Source organism: Constrictibacter sp. MBR-5 (assembly GCF_040549485.1).
Lineage (GTDB): Bacteria > Pseudomonadota > Alphaproteobacteria > JAJUGE01 > JAJUGE01 > Constrictibacter.
The window spans coordinates 356,160-373,095 of the sequence record NZ_JBEPTK010000004.1; the positions used below are offsets into that span (position 1 = coordinate 356,160).

Genomic DNA, 16,936 nt, shown 5'->3' on the forward strand with positions numbered 1-16,936 from the left:
TTCGGGGTGGGGTAACGCCTGCCCCGAACGTCGTTTAGACTGCGAATGAGGCTGCGATGCCGCTGCCGGTATTGGTGCTCAACGGCCCGAACCTGAACATGCTGGGCGTCCGGCAGCCCGAGGTGTACGGGCGCCAGACCCTCGCCGACATCGAGGCCGACTGCCGCGCCCGGGCGGGAGCGCTGGGGCTGGAGATCGACTTCCGCCAGACCAACAGCGAGGCGGAACTGCTGGGTTGGGTGCACGCGTCGCGCGGGCAGGCGTCGGCCGTGGTCATCAATCCGGCGGCGTTTACCCACACCTCCATCGCGCTGCTCGATGCCCTGCTCCTGCTTGACGTTCCGGTGATCGAGGTTCATCTGTCCAATGTTCACCGTCGCGAGGCATTCCGGCGGCACTCCTATGTGTCACAGGCCGCGCAGGGGGTGATCTGCGGCTTCGGCGGGCAAAGCTACATACTCGCGATCGATGCGGTCGCTTCCATCCTCGGGATCGCGCCGGAGAATTGATCGGCATGCCATCGCGCATGACGGGCCGAAACTTGTGACGGGAACGCAATCGACGATGCCAGCCTTCGACATCGACGCCGATATGATCCGGCGGCTCGCCGGACTGATCGACGAGACCGGCTTGACCGAAATCGAGTTCGACGACGGCCGCAAGCGCATCCGCGTGGCCCGGACCGCGGTGCAGACGACGACAGTGATGCCGCAAACGGCGGCGGCGCCGGCTCCCGCGCCGGTCGAGCAGGCGGCGGAGCCCGCCGCCCCGGCGCTGGACCGCACGCATCCGGGCGCCGTGACGTCGCCGATGGTCGGAACCGCCTATCTGGGGCCGGAGCCCGGCTCGCCCTCCTTCGTGAAGGTCGGCGACCGGATCGCGAAGGGCGACACGCTGCTCATCGTCGAAGCGATGAAGGTGATGAACCAGATACCGGCGCCGCGCGGCGGCACCGTCAAGCAGATCGTCGTCGCCAACGGCTCGCCCGTCGAGTTCGGCGAACTGCTGATGATCGTCGAGTGACCGTCGAACGGGGGCGCCCGTGTTCCGCAAGGTCCTGATCGCCAACCGCGGAGAGATCGCGCTCCGCATCCAGCGCGCCTGCCGCGACCTCGGCGTCGCCACGGTGGCCGTCCACTCGACCGCCGATACGGATTCGATGCATGTCCGCCTCGCCGACGAGAGCGTCTGCATCGGCCCGCCCGCGTCGCGCGATAGCTATCTCAACAAGGCGGCTCTGCTCACCGCCGCCAGCATCGCCGACGTCGACGCGATCCATCCCGGCCTCGGCTTCCTGTCGGAAAATGCCGGGTTCGCGGCGATGGTCGAGGAGCACGGCTTCACCTTCATCGGGCCGACGCCCGAGCACATCGCGATGATGGGCGACAAGATCACCGCGAAGCGCGCGGCGAAGGAAGCCGGCGTGCCGGTGGTCCCGGGTACCGACGGCCCGGTGCAGAGCGACGGCGAGGCGATCCGCCTGGCGCACGAGATCGGCTTTCCCGTCCTGATCAAGGCGGCCGGCGGCGGCGGCGGCAAGGGCATGCAGCTCGCCCAGCGGCCCGAAGAGTTGGAACGCGCACTGTCGATGGCCAAGCGCGAGGCGCAGGCGAACTTCGGCAACGACGCGGTCTATCTCGAGCGCTATCTCTACCGGCCGCGGCACATCGAGGTGCAGATCCTCGCCGACAATCACGGCAACGTCGTCCATCTCGGCGAGCGCGACTGCTCGCTGCAGCGGCGCTACCAGAAGGTCGTGGAGGAGGCGCCGTCGCCAGCGCTGACCCCGGAGCAGCGCGCCTCGATCGGCGAGATCGCCGCGAACGCGGTCCGCCGCATCGGCTATCGCGGCGTCGGGACCATGGAATTCCTCTACACGGGCGGCGAGTTCTTCTTCATCGAGATGAACACCCGCATCCAGGTCGAGCATCCGATCACCGAGGCGATCACCGGCATCGACCTCGTGCGCGAACAGATCCGGGTCGCCGCCGGAGAGCCGCTGGGCTATTCGCAGTCGGACATCCGGTTTTCCGGCCACGCCATCGAGTGCCGCGTGAATGCCGAGCACGCCCGCACCTTCGTCCCCTCGCCGGGCCGCGTCACGGGCTATCATCCGCCCGGTGGCATCGGTGTCCGCATCGATTCCCACCTCTACGACGGCTGCATGGTGCCGCCCCACTACGACAGCATGGTCTCAAAGCTGATCGTCCACGGTCGCGACCGCGACATGTGCAGGCAGAGGTTGCAACGGGCGCTCGGCGAGTATGTGATAGCGGGGATCGAGACCAATCTGGACCTTCATCGCCGGATCGTGACAGCCCCGGATTTCGCCGCCGGAGACTACGACATCCATTGGCTCGAACGATGGATGGCGGAGCAGGATTGACGCCTGTGCCGCGGCGGCGCCGTCCGGGCAGGTCATGATGGGCGGTATGACACGGGCACGCCAATCGTGATCGAGGTCACGCCGGAACTTCTGCTCAGGGCCTATGCCGCGGGTATCTTTCCCATGGCCGAGGGACGCAACGCTCAGACGGTCTATTGGATCGATCCGGAGCGCCGCGGCATCATGCCCTTGGAGAGCTTCCACGTTCCGCGCCGCCTGCGCCGGACGGTCCGCAACGGCGCGTTCGAAATCCGCTGCGACAGCGACTTCGACGCGGTGATCGCCGGTTGTGCCGATCCCGGCCCGGACCGCAGCGATACCTGGATCAACCCTGAGATCGTGCGCCTCTACGGCGGCCTGTTTGAGATGGGCAACTGCCATACGGTGGAATGCTGGCAGGACGGGCGCCTGGTCGGCGGCCTCTATGGCGTCGCCCTGGGCGGCGCCTTCTTCGGCGAGAGCATGTTCAGCCGCGTGCGCGACGCCAGCAAGGTCGCCCTGGTCCACTTGGTCGCCCGGCTCATAACCGGGGGCTTCCGGCTGCTCGACGCCCAGTTCGTCACCGAGCATCTGGCGACGTTCGGTGCGGTGGAGATCCCGCGCTCGCAATACCGGCGCATGCTGGCCGAAGCCGTCTCCACCGACGCGGCCTTCCCCCTCGACCTGAGCGACGAGGGGCTAGACCGCGTCCTGAAGGGCAGCACCTTCGGGAGCGAAGACGGGTAGCGCCGTCTCTATTTGCACTCGAGCACCCAGACGTCGTAGACGGGATGCTCCAGTGCCGAGAGCGCCGGGCTCGACGCGAACATCCAGCCGCGAAACAGCGGAAGGCTCTCCGGCGCCACGGGCAGTTCGCGAATGTCCACGAAGGCGGCGCTGTCTTGCGGCTCCTCCGGGGGGCGCTTGCGGCAGGCTTCCACCTTCAGCTCGAGCGTGCCGAAGCGCACCTGCTGACCGACGCGGGCCTCGAAGGTCCAGACGCGTGCGGTGATCTTGTCCAGGCCCTGGAGTACCGCCACATCGCGGTCGTTCCAGGTCGCCTGCTGCTGGGCGACTGCCGGAAGACTGCCGATGCTGGCCCCTATCATCATCAGGCAGACCACTGCCGCCGGTACCTGTCGCATGCGCTCACCCAAATCCTTCGACGCGTCCGCCACCCCCGCGGTGGCGAGCCGGGGTGCAAGCCGGTCGGGCCGTCGCCCGATGCCACCCACCGGTCTATAGTCGCTTCGACCCCGCCACGCGACCCAAAGGACCATGCGCGTGAGGACAAAAGCAGACACGCGCGGCGCGATCCGCCGGGACGGCCGCGTGATGGCCCTGATCGGGATCGGTCATGCCGGCAGCCACTTCTACCAGCTCGTGCTGCCGCCGCTCTTTCCGCTGCTGCGGACCGATTTCGGCGTCGGCTATGCCGAACTTGGCCTCCTGATGGCGCTGTTCTACGGGACCTCCGGGGTCGCACAGCCCGTCGCCGGATTCCTCGTCGACCGGTTCGGTGCGCGGGTCGTCCTTCTGCTCGGCCTCGGGCTCCTCACGCTGGCGACCATCGGCTACGGCTTCGCCGGCAGCTACGGGGTGCTCGTGCCGCTCGTGATGCTCGCGGGCCTTGGCAACAGCGTCTTTCATCCGGCGGATTTCTCGATCCTGTCGTCCTCGATCCGTGAACAGCGGCTCGGCCGCGCCTACGGCATCCATACGCTGGGCGGAAACCTCGGCTGGGCCGTCGCACCGGTGACCGTGCTCACCCTGGCGACCTTCCTCGGCTGGCGCGGCGCGCTCATCGCCGTCGGGTGCGCCGGGCTTCCGATCGTCGCCGCCCTGTTCTTCCAACGCCACCATCTGAACGAAGACCGCCCCTCGGCGAAGGCTTCCGACCAGCAGCCCGCACTCGGGCTGGCACCGCTCTTCGCGCGCCCGATCCTCCTGTGCTTCCTCTATTTCTTCCTGCTCAGCCTGGCGTTGATCGGCGTGCAGAACTTCCTTCCCGCGACACTTCTCGCACTGCACGGAATCGAACTCGTGACGGCGAACGCCGCCTTGACCGGGTTTCTTCTCGGCGCTTCGGCCGGCGTGATCGTGGGCGGAATTCTGGCGGACCGCTCCTCGCGCCATTCTCTGGTCGTGTCGGTCGGTCTGGTCGGCGCTGCCGCCCTGCTCGCCCTCGTGGGGTCACCAGCGGCCGCGGGCGCCGCCCTGATGCCGATCGTCGCCACGGCGGGCTTCCTGACCGGCGCCACTACCCCGTCACGGGACATGCTGGTCCGGGGAGCGACGCCGAAGGGCGCGAGCGGGCGGGTCTTCGGCTTTGTCTATTCCGGCCTGGATGCCGGATCTGCCCTGGCGCCCCTGCTGATCGGCCTCATGCTCGACGGCGGCAAACCCTCGCTGGTCATCTGGTTCGTGGCGGCGGTGCTGCTGCTCGGGGTCGGCGCCGCAGTGGGCGTCCGCCCCGCTGCCCGGCCGGCGCTCCAAGCGGCGGAATAAGATGCTCAGCGATAGAAGAGGTGCGGGCCCAATTGCGCGGTCTGCTCGAAGGAGCCGCGCCAGGATGGGCTTACCCTGACATGATGGAAATAGGTGGCGCCGAAGGTGGGATCCTTGAGCCGGCCCTGAAGGGCCCCACGGGCCCTGGCCTGAGCCTCGCGCCACGAGGACTTTTCCGTGGGCACGTCGCTGCGGCCGTCGCAGTACCAGGTGAACTGGCACTTGTAGCGCTGGGTACCACCCTGCTTGGCGACGCCGCAGATCGTGTCCGGAAACGCCGGATCGGCGACGCGATTGAGAACGACGAAGGCCACGGCGTTCTGGGCCGCAGGCCCCTGACCGCGTGATTCCCAATAGATCGTCAGCGCCAGACATTCCAGGTCGTCGCGGTCGACGTCGATCGCCGGATGGATGGGGGCCGCCTGCGCCGGAGCGTCGAGTGCCGCGGCGGTTATTCCTATTGCCCCCACAAAAAGCAGGAGAAACAGTCTGAAGTTTTTCCGTCCCATCTACAATTTTTACTCCGGCTCGACCGGCTGTCGCGCGATTCGCCCGGGCGCTCCACAACTTCGACCGCAGTCTCCGCGACTTTTCGCGGCCGACTGTCTCAATCGAAATGCTTGCTCGCTCCGAGCGGATTTCGGCGTACGACCGAAAGACCTCAGTTTGTTCGGAATGCCCCCCGAACCGTTCATTCCTGTGTGAAGCGACGACTGGACGCTACTTATCGGTAACTCGACCGAGATGGCAACCCCGAGAAGAGCTAGGCGGCCCTTCCTCGGACAGGAAGGGACGCTATGTCGCAGATCCTAAGTGTGATTCGGTAAACGATAAGCAACGAAAAAACAGATCATATTCCTTATTTTGGCTATTTTGCGACGTTCAGGCGTCTGAAGCGCCCCCCGCGGCGAATGGGATGTTCTGCTGGAACCGGCGGTGTCGGTGTAGAGTTCAGGGGGAGCCTCACCGCGGCGCAGAGGACCTCATCGGCATGATCCGTACGCTTATCCTGGCAATCGCCATCGCCCTCCCAACCGCTGCGGCGGCCATGCCGCCGGCAGGGACCTACACGTATTCGGTACGGCATCCCGATCATGGCGATGTTGGCACCTACACCAACACCATTCGCCCGAGCGACGGCGGCACGACCGTCGACACGCGCCTGGAAGTCAGCGTCGGACTCGGCCCGCTGACCGTCTATCGCGAGGAGGCGGAGCGGCAGGAGACATGGCGGGACGGCCGCTTGGTCGGCTACCGCAGCAGGACCGTCAAGAACGGCGAAGATCGCGTGGTCGAAGGATATGCGGACGGAGATTCGTTCGTCGTGAAGCGCGGCGAAGGAACCCTGGAGCGCGCGCCAGCCGATATCTGGCCGATGAACCCCTGGTCGCCCGACATCGCCAGAGCCGATACGGTCCTCGCCTCGGCTTCGGGCAAGATCTATCCGGCGACGGTCGTGGAGGCGGGTGTCGAGAACGTGACCAGTGCGGGCCGCACGGTCTCCGCCCGCCGCTACAGGGTCACCGCAGACGGGAAAGACTATGACGTCTGGTTCGACGGCGAGGATCGTCTGGCGCGCTTCACGGCGCCGGAGAAGGATGGCGTGGTCACCTTCACGCTGACCGGGATCCGCTGAACCTCAGTCCCGGGCGGCGCGTGCGGCGTCTGCCGCAGCCGCCTCGCCGTTGCCGTAAAGAGCATGGGCGCGGCTTTCGAACGCCCCGACCATCCGCCTGACGGCCTCGTTGAACAACGCGCCGATCAGCTTCTGCAGGATCATCGACTTGAACTCGAAGTCGACGAAGAAGTCGATAACACAGCCGCCGTCTTTCGGCTCGAAACTCCAGTGGTTGTTGAGGTAGCGCAGCGGCCCCTCGGTATATTCCACATCGATGCGGTCCGGCCGGCGAAGCGTCACGCGCGACGTGAAGCGTTCCCGCACCATCTTGAAGCCGATCACCAAGTCGGCGATCAGCACGTCGCCGTCTCGGCTGCGGATGCGCGCCGCCACACACCAGGGCAGGAACTCGGGATACCGCTCCACGTCGGCAACGAGGGCGAAGAGCTGCTCCTGGGAATAGGGAAGGAAACGCCGTTCGGCGTGCGTCGGCATGACGGATGACCCGGTGGACTATTCGGCGGCAGCGAGCCGGGCGGCGCGGGCATTGCGCAGCTGCGCGAAGTCCTCGGCCGCGTGATAGGACGACCGGGTCAGCGGCGACGACGACACCATCAGGAAGCCCTTGCCGTACGCCATGTGGGCATAGGCTTCGAACTCCTCTGGCGTGACGAACCGGTCGAGCGCGTGGTGCTTCGGCGTCGGCTGCAGATACTGGCCGATCGTCAGGAAGTCGACGTCGGCGCTGCGCAGGTCGTCCATGACCTGCATGACCTCCTGCCGCCCCTCTCCCAGGCCGACCATGATGCCGGACTTGGTGAAGATCGAGGGATCGAGTTCCTTCACCCGGTCGAGCAGGCGCAGGCTGTGGAAGTAGCGCGCGCCCGGCCGCACGTCCGGATAGAGCCGCGGCACGGTTTCCAGATTGTGGTTGAACACGTCGGGCCGCGCCTCGACCACGACCTCCAGCGCGCCGTCCTTGCGCAGGAAGTCCGGCGTCAGGATCTCGATCGTCGTATCCGGCGAGAACAGGCGGATCTTGGCTATAGTCGCGGCGAAATGCGCAGCGCCCCCGTCGGCGAGGTCGTCGCGGTCGACCGACGTGATGACGACGTGCTGCAGCCCCAGCTTCGCCACGGCGTCGGCGACGTTCTGCGGCTCGTGCGGATTGACCGCGCCGGGACGGCCCGTGGCGATGTTGCAGAAGGAGCAGGCCCGGGTGCAGATCGACCCCAGGATCATCATCGTCGCGTGCTTCTTCGCCCAGCACTCGCCGACGTTCGGGCAAGCGGCTTCTTCGCAGACCGTGGCGAGACCATGGTCGCGGATGATCTGACGCGTCTCGGCATAGCCCCTGGACGTCGGCGCCTTGACGCGGATCCAGGACGGTTTGCGCTGGATCGGGTTGTCGGGCCGATGCGCCTTCTCGGGATGCCGGACCGTCCGCGCGAGCGGGTCGATCGTCGCCGGACCGTCGATTGCCGAATCTCTGGTTGCCGTCGTCATGCGTCTCTCTGCTCGCGGGGAGGAGCGCGGTGCGCCGCGAAAGGCCGCCGAGGACTAGACATGGATAACCCGGCCATAAGCGTCAAGCACGGCCTCGTGCATCGACTCCGAGATGGTCGGGTGCGGGAAGACCGCGCGCATCAGCTCGACCTCGGTGGTCTCCAGGGTTCGGGCGATGCCGTAGCCCTGGATCATCTCGGTGACCTCGGCGCCGATCATGTGCGCGCCGAGCAGTTCGCCGGTCTTGGCATCGAACACCGTCTTCACCAGTCCCTCCGGCTCGCCGAGGGCGATCGCCTTGCCGTTGCCGATGAACGGGAAGCGCCCGACCTTCACCTCGCGCCCGGCTTCCGTGGCCTTCGCCTCCGTCATGCCGACGCTGGCGACCTGCGGCCGGCAATAGGTGCAGGCGGGGATCGTGCTCGTGTCGAGCGGATGCACGTCCTTCACCCCTGCGATCTTCTCGACGCAGATGACCCCCTCGTGGCTGGCCTTGTGCGCCAGCCACGGCGCGCCGACCAGGTCGCCGATCGCATAGACACCCTTCTCGCCGGTCTGCAGCCATTCGTCGACGACGACGTGGCCGCGCTCGACCTTCACCTTCGTGCCGTCCAGGCCGATGTCCTCGACGTTTCCGGTGATCCCGACCGCCAGCACGACGCGGTCGACGGTGATCGACTGGCTCTTGCCACCGGCCTCGATCGTCGCGCTGACGCTGTCCTTGCCCGCCTTCAGGTCGGAGACCTTCGCGCCGGTATGGATCTTGAGGCCCTGCTTCTCGAACGCCTTCTTCGCGAAGGCCGATATCTCCTCGTCCTCCTGCGGCAGGATGCGGTCGAGTACCTCCGCGACCGTCACCTCGGCGCCCATGTCCGCGTAGAAGCTGGCGAACTCCATGCCGATGGCGCCCGAGCCGATCACCAGCAGCGACTTCGGCATGACGTCCGGAACCATCGCCTCGCGATAGGTCCAGATCAGCTTGCCGTCCGGCTCCAGCCCCGGAAGGGTGCGGGCACGGGCGCCGGTCGCCAGGATGATGTGCTTCGCCGTAAGATCGCCGACGGCCTTGCCGTCCTTCTCCACCTTCAGCTTGCCGGCGCCGTTCAAACGGGCATGCCCGTCGATGACGGTGACCTTGTTCTTCTTGAGCAGATAGCCGACGCCGCTGGACAGCTGCTTGGCCACCCCGCGCGAGCGCTTCACCACCTTTGCGAGGTCAAAACTGATGTCCTTGGCGGTGAAGCCGTAGGCGTCGAGATTGTGCAGGATGTGGTTGATCTCCGACGAGCGCAGCAGCGCCTTCGTCGGGATGCAGCCCCAGTTCAGGCAGATGCCGCCCAGATGCTCGCGCTCCACCACGGCGGTCTTCATGCCGAGCTGCGCGGCGCGGATGGCGGCGACGTAGCCGCCCGGCCCGCCGCCAACGACGATCAGGTCGAAGCTGGTCTCTGCCACGGATGGCTCCTCTTCCGGTGCGGCCGTCGAGCCGTCCCTACAGCAGCATTGCCGCCGGGAACTCGATCAGGCTCTTGAACGCCGCCAGCAGCTGGGCGCCGAGCGCACCGTCGACGACGCGATGATCGCAGGAGAGCGTGCAGGTCATCATCGTCGCCACCGAGACCGCACCGTCCTTCACGACGGGCCGCTGCTCGCTGGAGCCGATGGCGAGGATGCATGCCTGCGGCGGGTTGATGACGGCGTCGAACTGTTTGATGCCGTACATGCCCATGTTGGAGATGCTGCAGGTGCCGCCCTGGAACTCCTCGGGCTTCAGCTTGCCGTCCCGCGCACGCTTGGCGAGATCCTTCATCTCGCCGGAGATCTGCGCCAGGCCCTTCTCGTCGGCCCGGTGGATGATCGGCGTGATCAGGCCCTGCGGGATGGCCACGGCGACGGAGATGTCCACGGATTTCCAACGCCGGATGCCGTCTTCCGCCCAGGAGGCGTTGGCGTCCGGCACCTTGCGCAGCGCCAGCGCCAGCGCCTTGATGATCAGGTCGTTGACCGAGATCTTGACGCCCTCGGGCGCCCGCTCGTTGAGCGCCGCGCGCACCTTCATCATCTCGTCCACCGCACAGTCGATGGTGAGATAGAAGTGCGGCACCGTCTGCTTCGACTCGACGAGGCGCCGGGCGATGACCTTGCGCATCCCGGACAGCGGCAGGAGTTCGAACTCGGGCATGCCGGGCATGTCGGCCGGCTTCGCCGCAGCCGGCGGCGCCTTGGCCGGCGGCCCGTCGGCCTTAGCCGCGTCCGCCTTAGCCGCGGTCGGCTTCGCCGTGCCGGCCGCCTTCGCGCTCTCGATGTCGCTCTTGACGATCCGGCCGCCCGGCCCGCTGCCCGCGACGGCCGCGAGGTCGAGCCCGGCCTCCTCCGCCATCCGGCGCGCCAGGGGCGACGCGAAGACGCGATCGTGGCCGTTCGCGACGGCAGCCGACGCGCCGCCGGGCTTCTTGCCGCCGCGGTCCGCCGCCGCATCGAGGTCCGCTTTGACGATCTTGCCGCCCGGACCGCTGCCGGCGATGCCGGACAGGTCGATGCCGGCGATGTCCGCCATGCGAGCGGCCAGCGGCGACGCGTTGACGGCACCGGCGGACGACGACTTCGGCGCTGCCGTCTTTTCGGGAGCGGGCGCCTTCGCCGGCTCCTCGGAGGCGCGCTCGGCCATTTCGGCTTCCGGCTTCGGCGCTTCGGCCTTCTCTGGCGCTTCCGCCTTCGACGATCCGCCATCCGCCTCGATCGCGCCGGCGTCCTCCCCCTCCTCGACCAGGACGGCGATCACCGAATTGACCCGGACGCCCTCGGTGCCCTCGGCGACGAGGATCTTACCGACCTTGCCCTCATCGACCGCCTCGACCTCCATCGTCGCCTTGTCGGTCTCGATCTCGGCGATGACGTCGCCCGCCTTCACCGCGTCGCCTTCGCCGACGTTCCACTTGACCAGCGTGCCCTCGGTCATCGTCGGGGACAGCGCCGGCATCAGGATGTTGGTGGGCATGGCCGGGTCTCGCTCTGGCGCGGATCGGGGTCGTTCGGACGCAGGAAGCTCAGCGGTAGCAGACGGCCTTGGCCGCCTCGACGATCGTCTCGACCTGCGGCAGGGCGAGCTTCTCGAGGTTGGCGGCATAGGGCATCGGCACGTCGACGCCGGTGACCCGCTTCACCGGTGCGTCGAGCCAGTCGAACGCCTGCTCCATCATCACCGCGGCGAGTTCGGAGCCGATGCCGGCGAAGGGCCAGCCCTCCTCGACCGAGACCAGCCGATTGGTCTTCTTCACCGACTCGACGATCGTCTCCGTGTCGAGCGGGCGCAGCGTGCGCAGGTCGATCACCTCCGCGTCGATCCCTTCCTCGGCGAGCTTCTCCGCCGCTTCGAGCGCATGGTGGCACATCAGCGAGAAGGCCGTGATCGTCACGTCCTTGCCCTTGCGCAGCACCTTCGCGCGACCGATCGGCACCGTGAAGTCGGGGTCCTTCGGTACCGGAAAGCTGTAGCCGTAGAGGATCTCGTTCTCGAGAAAGACGACGGGGTTCGGGCTGCGGATGGCCGACTTTAGAAGCCCCTTGGCGTCGGCTGCCGAATAGGGTGCCACGACGATCAGGCCCGGGATGTGCGCATACCAGCTGGCATAGCACTGGGAATGCTGGGCGGCGACGCGGGCCGCGGCCCCGTTCGGACCGCGGAAGACGATGGGGCAGCCCATCTGGCCACCCGACATGTAGAGCGTCTTGGCGGCGGAATTGACGATCTGATCCATCGCCTGCATGGCGAAGTTGAACGTCATGAACTCGACGATCGGCTTGAGGCCGCCGAAGGCGGCGCCGACGCCGAGCCCGGCGAAGCCGTGCTCGGTGATCGGCGTATCGACCACGCGCTTGGCGCCGAACTCGTCGAGCAGGCCCTGGGTGATCTTGTAGGCGCCCTGATACTCCGCGACCTCCTCGCCCATGACGAAGACGGTGTCGTCGCGGCGCATCTCCTCGGCCATCGCGTCGCGCAGAGCCTCCCGCACGGTCATGGTCGGCGCATCGGCGAAGGCGGCCTCGTCCTCCGCCGCCGGCCGCTCCGTCGTCGGCGCCGCAGGTGCCGTCGGCATGCGCGACTTGGCGTCGTGGCGGACTCCTTCCTCGCCGCCCGCCTCGTCGACGGCCTCCGGTTCGGCCGTCTCCTCCTCGTCGTCGGCAGCCGGCGCCTGCGCTGCCGCTTTGGGCTCGCCGGACTGCTTCGGCTCGGCCTTCTGATCGGCGGCGGGTGCTTCCTCGTCGCCGCCGACCAGCAGGGCGATCGGGGTGTTCACCGCCACGCCCTCGGCACCCTCTTCGACCAGCAGTCGGCCGACCCTGCCCTCGTCGACCGCCTCGACCTCCATGGTCGCCTTGTCGGTCTCGATTTCGGCCAGGACGTCACCCGCCTGGACCTCGTCGCCTTCTTTGATGAGCCATTTGGCGAGTTTGCCCTCGGTCATCGTCGGCGACAGGGCCGGCATCAGTACTTCGATCGGCATGGGCGGTTTCCGGTCTCTTGCCGTTCCGGGTCAGGCTAGGCGAGTACGTCGGTATAGAGCTCCGACGGATCGGGCTCCGGACTGTTCTGCGCGTACTCGGCCGCATCGGCGACGATATCCCGGATCTCCCGGTCGATCTGCTTCAGTCGGTTCTCGTCGGCGTGCTTATCCGCGAGCAGCAGCTCGCGAAGATGCTCGATCGGGTCGCGCTCTGTGCGGAATTTGTTGACCTCTTCGCGCGTCCGGTACTTCGCCGGATCGGACATGGAGTGACCGCGATAGCGGTAGGTCTCCATCTCCAGGATGACCGGTCCTTCGTTGCGCGCGTGGGCGATCGCCTCGTCCGCCGCCTCGCGCACGGCGAGCACGTCCATTCCGTCGACCTTGCGGCCCGGAATGCCGAACGCGACTCCCCGCTGCGACAGGTCGCCGCCGGCAGCCGCGCGGGCGACCGAGGTCCCCATGCCGTACTTGTTGTTCTCGATGACGAACACGGTGGGCAGCTTCCAGAGCGTCGCCATGTTGAACGACTCGTAGACCTGCCCCTGGTTGGCCGCGCCGTCTCCGAAATAGGTGACGCTGACTAGGCCGTTCTCGCGATAGCGATGGGAAAAGGCGAGGCCGTTGCCGAGCGGCACCTGCGCCGCGACGATGCCGTGGCCGCCGAAGAAATTCTTCTCGCGGCTGAACATGTGCATCGAGCCGCCCTTGCCCTTGGAGTAGCCGCCGCGACGCCCGGTCAACTCCGCCATGACGCCGCGCGAATCCATCCCGCAGGCCAGCATGTGGCCATGATCGCGGTAGCCGGTGATAACGGTGTCGCCCTCCTTGAGGGCGGCCTGGACTCCGACGACCACCGCCTCCTGCCCGATGTACAGATGGCAGAAGCCGCCGATCAGCCCCATGCCGTACATCTGGCCCGCTCGCTCCTCGAAGCGTCGGATCAGCAGCATGTCGCGGTAGTATTTCAGCAGGGTATCGGCGGAGGCGTTCGCCGCAGGCTTCTTCGGCGCGGCGCCCTTCGTCGCAGTCGGCGAAGAGGCTGCCGCCGTCTTGGCCGCCCCCCCCTTCCGGCCGGAACCTTTGTCTTCGCTGTCCTTGTCCGCGCGGGTCTTGCGACTGGCGGAGGCGGTGGTAGCTCGTGCCATGGCCTCTCCCCGCAAGCGCATGTCGGCCTGCGTAGCCTTCCAGAATGAGCTTATTTTGAGATCCTAAGTATCCCGAATTGCGGGAGGTTTCAACCGAGCCTCGGCAGGCGCTCCGTACCGCCCGCCGCGCGGGCGGGCGGCGCCACCGATGCGTCGCCTCTGCAGGTCGTGTGAGCGAGCCCACGCCCGCGGGTGTTTCGTATTGACGGAGAAGGGGAACTAAAATAGAACATACATCGTTGTCGTTTTGTTCTTGCCGCGCAATGTAAGGCGTTGCGCCCTCTCCCGCCGAGGGTGCAACTCGATCAGACCGACGACGTTAGGCTGACCGTCCGAGTTCTCCGCCTCGGGCTCTTTGCTGAACGACCGGAGCCGCAGGCATGCTGACCAGGAAACAGACCGAGCTGCTTCTCTTCATCAACGCCCGGCTGACCCGTGACGGCGTGTCACCCTCCTTCGAAGAGATGAAAGAAGCTCTCTCGCTGAAATCCAAGTCGGGCATCCACAGGCTGATCACCGGCCTCGAAGAGCGTGGCTTCATTCGACGCCTTCCCCACCGGGCCCGCGCGCTGGAAGTGTTGCGCCTGCCCGATTCTGCGGCGCGCAAGGGTGCCGGGCCGACGGCGGTGCCGGCGCCCGCCGACGGCGGTACGCTGATCCAGGGACCGTTCCGTGAGCGGCGGACGCCATCCAAGTCGATCGACGAGGGCGAGATTCCGCTCTACGGGCGGATCGCCGCCGGTACGCCGATCGAGGCGCTCCGCGACCCGACGAGCTATGTCGGCGTCCCGCACGGCATGCTTGGCCGCGGCAAGCACTATGCGCTTGAGGTCGCCGGCGACTCGATGATCGACGCCGGCATCTTCGACGGCGACACCGTCATCGTCGAGGAATGCGACACTGCCGATCCCGGAACGATCATCGTTGCGCTGATCGACCAGGAGGAGGTCACGCTGAAGCGCCTGCGGCGGCATAAAGGGTCGATCGCGCTCGAGGCGGCGAATCCGCGGTACGAGACCCGCATCTTCCCGCCCGATCGCGTCCAGGTGCAGGGACGGCTGGTCGCCCTGCTCCGCCGCTACTGATCGTCCGCGCTGGCGTCCGGATCGCCCGCCTGACCCGTCTTCGTCCAGGGCCGGTCGCCGCGCCGTCCCCGGACGGTTTCGACCGTGACGCCCGCCGGGCTCAGCCAGATCGCGTGGGCCCCTTCGCTACGCAGGTCGCGGTGCCGCAGAAGCCGCGGGCCATTGCACCGTCGCTTCGCGAGGCGTGAAGAGATCGGTGCCAGAAGCACGACCAGATCCGCGTTCACACAGTCGGTATCCATCGCATCCTCGTGACGGATGAAGGCGACCGTCCGGCCTGACCGCCTGTAGAGGCAGGCCGTGATGTCGCAACGCATCGCCCCGCTCTCCGACGCATGTTCGGGCCAAGCCTCCGCAACGTCCGCTCCGGTCTGCCGCATCCAATTCTCTCGCTCAAAGCCGGCGGCGCGAAGCGACGTGAGCAACAGCGTGTCGGCATCGCGGACCGCGACGAGGCGCCCATCCTGGGATAGCAGGATATCGGGCGGCGCGGCCAAAGACGCCATCGCGAGCCCGGCGACCACGGCCGGCAAACCTGCGAGGCGCCACCCCGTGCGCCAGAGGCACAGCCAGAGCCCGCCCACCGCAACCGCCGCCATCCCCGACGGTGGCATGATGACGCCGCGCAGGGCCGATCCGGGCCAGGAGGCCGTCTCCCTGGCCACCCAGGTGATCACGTCGAGCCCGACCGCCATCGCCCGCAACGGCAAGGCCTCTAGGCCGATCGGCATCGCGAGGAGCGCGACGATCCCGCACGGCATCACCCAGAGGCCGGTGACAGGCACAGCGACGAGGTTCGCCGCGACCGAATAGAGTGCCGCCTGATTAAAGTGATAGGCCGCAAATGGCGCCGTCGCCACGGCCGCCACCACCGACGTGAAGATGAGGCCCCCCGGATAGGACAGCCATCTCGAAGCCGGCGGCAGGCCTGCCGCCGCCCGCCGCTCGCGGCGCCGCTTCAGCGCCTCGTATGCCGCCACCAGCGTGACGACGGCGGCGAAGGAAAGCTGGAAACTCGGCCCGAGGACGGCCTCCGGTGTCAGCACGAGAACGATCAGCGCGGCGAACGCGATCGGCCGCATCGACATCTCGAGCCGATCGGCGAGGATCGCCGCCAGCGCGAGCGTCAACATCACGAAGGCCCGCTGTGTCGGTACAGTCGCGCCCGACAGCAGCAGATAGCCCCCGGCGAACAGCAGCGCCACGAGGGCGGCAAGTTTGCGCGTCTGCCATCGCAGCGCGAGGCTGGGAATCGCCGCCAGCCCGGCCCGGACGACGAAGAACACGAACCCCGCGACCAGGCTCATGTGCAGCCCGGATATGGCGAGGAGATGCGCCAGCCCGGAATCTCGCATGGCCGCGATCGTCTCTTCCGAGACCCCGCCGCGCAGTCCCGTGACGAGCGCGTTCGCCAGAGCGCCCCGGTCGCCGTCGAGTACGGCCAGGATCCGCCTGTCGATTCCATGCCGCACCGATGCCACCGCCTCGGCGAACCCGCCCTCAGCGCGCGGCGCGAGGATCTCGACGCGGCCGAGCGCGTATCCGACCGCCCCGAGTCCCACGAACCACGACTGCCGCTGGAAATCGAACCCGCCCGGCACCGCGGGTGTCGGCGGCGGCAGGAGGCGGGCGCGCAACCGCACGCGGTCGCCAGGCTCGGGCGGAATGCTCCGCACGCTGACCCGGAGTCGATGCGGCGTGCGGTCGGACGTGAGACCGACGATCGAAGGATCGGAAAGCAGCACGCGCCAAGCGCTCCCGGACGGCTCGACGGAAGTGACCATCCCCGTCACCGTCACCGGCCCGAGCGGGGCCGCCAGTCGCGGTGCCGCCACCCATGCCGTGCGCACCTGCCCGGCGAGGAAGCCGAGGGTCGTCGCGAGGCATGCGACGCACACCAGCGTCCAGGCAGGCTGGCGCCGCATGGCGACGCACAGCGCGGTGCAGAGCGCCGCGAAGCACCAGCCTAATACCGACGGCGGCTCGTAGGGGAGACTGAAATAGCCGATGATGCCGGCGCCGAGAAAGACGGGCAGCCACAGGAAAAGCCTGTCTCTCTCCGCAGCCAGCGTGACGACGGCTCGGTCGCGCATCCGGGCCAATAGTCTCGCAGCCCGGCGCTCGACATCCCCCGCCGCGTCGGCCGCCGCGCTATTGACGCTCATGCCCGCCCCGTCGATAAAGCGTCGCGCCGCCCGACT

Annotated in this window: 16 protein-coding genes; 7 read left to right on the top strand and 9 right to left on the bottom strand. The window is 67.5% G+C overall.

Features of this window, described 5'->3' with window-relative positions; all coding sequences use genetic code 11:
* Positions 1 to 56 precede the first annotated feature (56 nt).
* From aroQ to aat, 4 genes are all read left to right on the top strand, one after another.
* Positions 57 to 509, top strand: coding sequence for a type II 3-dehydroquinate dehydratase (gene aroQ, locus ABIE65_RS11760; RefSeq protein WP_354077889.1), 453 nt, complete (start codon positions 57 to 59; stop codon positions 507 to 509).
* Positions 510 to 564: 55 nt separating this feature from the next.
* Complete coding sequence (gene accB, locus ABIE65_RS11765; protein ID WP_354077890.1) at positions 565 to 1,023, top strand: acetyl-CoA carboxylase biotin carboxyl carrier protein; 459 nt, start codon at positions 565 to 567, stop codon at positions 1,021 to 1,023.
* A gap of 19 nt (positions 1,024 to 1,042) precedes the next feature.
* Positions 1,043 to 2,386 carry an acetyl-CoA carboxylase biotin carboxylase subunit gene (gene accC, locus ABIE65_RS11770; protein ID WP_354077892.1) on the top strand — a complete coding sequence of 448 codons (1,344 nt, stop codon included), beginning with the start codon at positions 1,043 to 1,045 and terminating at the stop codon, positions 2,384 to 2,386.
* Positions 2,387 to 2,452: 66 nt separating this feature from the next.
* Positions 2,453 to 3,112, top strand: coding sequence for a leucyl/phenylalanyl-tRNA--protein transferase (gene aat / locus ABIE65_RS11775; RefSeq protein WP_354077893.1), 660 nt, complete (start codon positions 2,453 to 2,455; stop codon positions 3,110 to 3,112).
* Between the two features lie 8 nt (positions 3,113 to 3,120).
* On the opposite strand, the gene ABIE65_RS11780 is transcribed toward aat, so the two are convergent.
* Positions 3,121 to 3,510: a DUF2155 domain-containing protein gene (locus tag ABIE65_RS11780; protein WP_354077894.1), complete on the bottom strand. Its 390-nt coding sequence runs from the start codon at positions 3,508 to 3,510 to the stop codon at positions 3,121 to 3,123.
* Positions 3,511 to 3,649: 139 nt separating this feature from the next.
* On the opposite strand from ABIE65_RS11780, the gene ABIE65_RS11785 reads away from it, so the two are divergent.
* Positions 3,650 to 4,873 carry an MFS transporter gene (locus ABIE65_RS11785; protein ID WP_354077895.1) on the top strand — a complete coding sequence of 408 codons (1,224 nt, stop codon included), beginning with the start codon at positions 3,650 to 3,652 and terminating at the stop codon, positions 4,871 to 4,873.
* A gap of 5 nt (positions 4,874 to 4,878) precedes the next feature.
* Here the strand turns inward: ABIE65_RS11785 and ABIE65_RS11790 are convergent, their stop codons facing one another.
* Complete coding sequence (locus ABIE65_RS11790; protein ID WP_354077897.1) at positions 4,879 to 5,382, bottom strand: cell wall hydrolase; 504 nt, start codon at positions 5,380 to 5,382, stop codon at positions 4,879 to 4,881.
* A gap of 482 nt (positions 5,383 to 5,864) precedes the next feature.
* Here ABIE65_RS11790 and ABIE65_RS11795 point away from each other — a divergent pair, with 482 nt between their 5' ends.
* On the top strand, positions 5,865 to 6,509 hold the full coding sequence (locus ABIE65_RS11795) for a DUF6134 family protein (RefSeq protein ID WP_354077898.1): 645 nt from the start codon (positions 5,865 to 5,867) through the stop codon (positions 6,507 to 6,509).
* A 3-nt stretch (positions 6,510 to 6,512) separates the two neighbouring features.
* Here the strand turns inward: ABIE65_RS11795 and ABIE65_RS11800 are convergent, their stop codons facing one another.
* From ABIE65_RS11800 to pdhA, 6 genes are read right to left on the bottom strand one after another with little or no spacing between them, the layout of a single operon-like run.
* Positions 6,513 to 6,986 (bottom strand): type II toxin-antitoxin system RatA family toxin, encoded by a 474-nt coding sequence (locus ABIE65_RS11800; protein ID WP_354077899.1) that lies wholly within the window; start codon positions 6,984 to 6,986, stop codon positions 6,513 to 6,515.
* A gap of 18 nt (positions 6,987 to 7,004) precedes the next feature.
* Positions 7,005 to 7,997: a lipoyl synthase gene (gene lipA, locus ABIE65_RS11805; RefSeq protein WP_354077900.1), complete on the bottom strand. Its 993-nt coding sequence runs from the start codon at positions 7,995 to 7,997 to the stop codon at positions 7,005 to 7,007.
* A 54-nt stretch (positions 7,998 to 8,051) separates the two neighbouring features.
* Entirely contained in the window at positions 8,052 to 9,452 is a 1,401-nt protein-coding gene (gene lpdA, locus ABIE65_RS11810; RefSeq protein WP_354077902.1) for a dihydrolipoyl dehydrogenase, read from the bottom strand.
* A 37-nt stretch (positions 9,453 to 9,489) separates the two neighbouring features.
* A complete protein-coding gene (locus ABIE65_RS11815) occupies positions 9,490 to 10,995 on the bottom strand; it encodes a 2-oxo acid dehydrogenase subunit E2 (RefSeq protein ID WP_354077904.1) in 1,506 nt (501 codons plus the stop codon).
* A 49-nt stretch (positions 10,996 to 11,044) separates the two neighbouring features.
* Entirely contained in the window at positions 11,045 to 12,502 is a 1,458-nt protein-coding gene (locus tag ABIE65_RS11820) for a pyruvate dehydrogenase complex E1 component subunit beta (protein WP_354077905.1), read from the bottom strand.
* Between the two features lie 35 nt (positions 12,503 to 12,537).
* Positions 12,538 to 13,650, bottom strand: a complete 1,113-nt coding sequence (pdhA, locus tag ABIE65_RS11825; RefSeq protein ID WP_354077906.1) for a pyruvate dehydrogenase (acetyl-transferring) E1 component subunit alpha — start codon at positions 13,648 to 13,650, stop codon at positions 12,538 to 12,540.
* Positions 13,651 to 14,030: 380 nt separating this feature from the next.
* Here pdhA and lexA point away from each other — a divergent pair, with 380 nt between their 5' ends.
* The gene (gene lexA, locus ABIE65_RS11830) at positions 14,031 to 14,735 is read left to right on the top strand and encodes a transcriptional repressor LexA (RefSeq protein ID WP_354077907.1); all 705 of its coding nucleotides are present in this window, start codon (positions 14,031 to 14,033) and stop codon (positions 14,733 to 14,735) included.
* Here the strand turns inward: lexA and ABIE65_RS11835 are convergent.
* Positions 14,729 to 16,900 (bottom strand): ComEC/Rec2 family competence protein, encoded by a 2,172-nt coding sequence (locus ABIE65_RS11835; RefSeq protein ID WP_354077908.1) that lies wholly within the window; start codon positions 16,898 to 16,900, stop codon positions 14,729 to 14,731. The two genes, lexA and ABIE65_RS11835, sit on opposite strands and share 7 nt — an antisense overlap.
* Positions 16,901 to 16,936 lie beyond the last annotated feature (36 nt).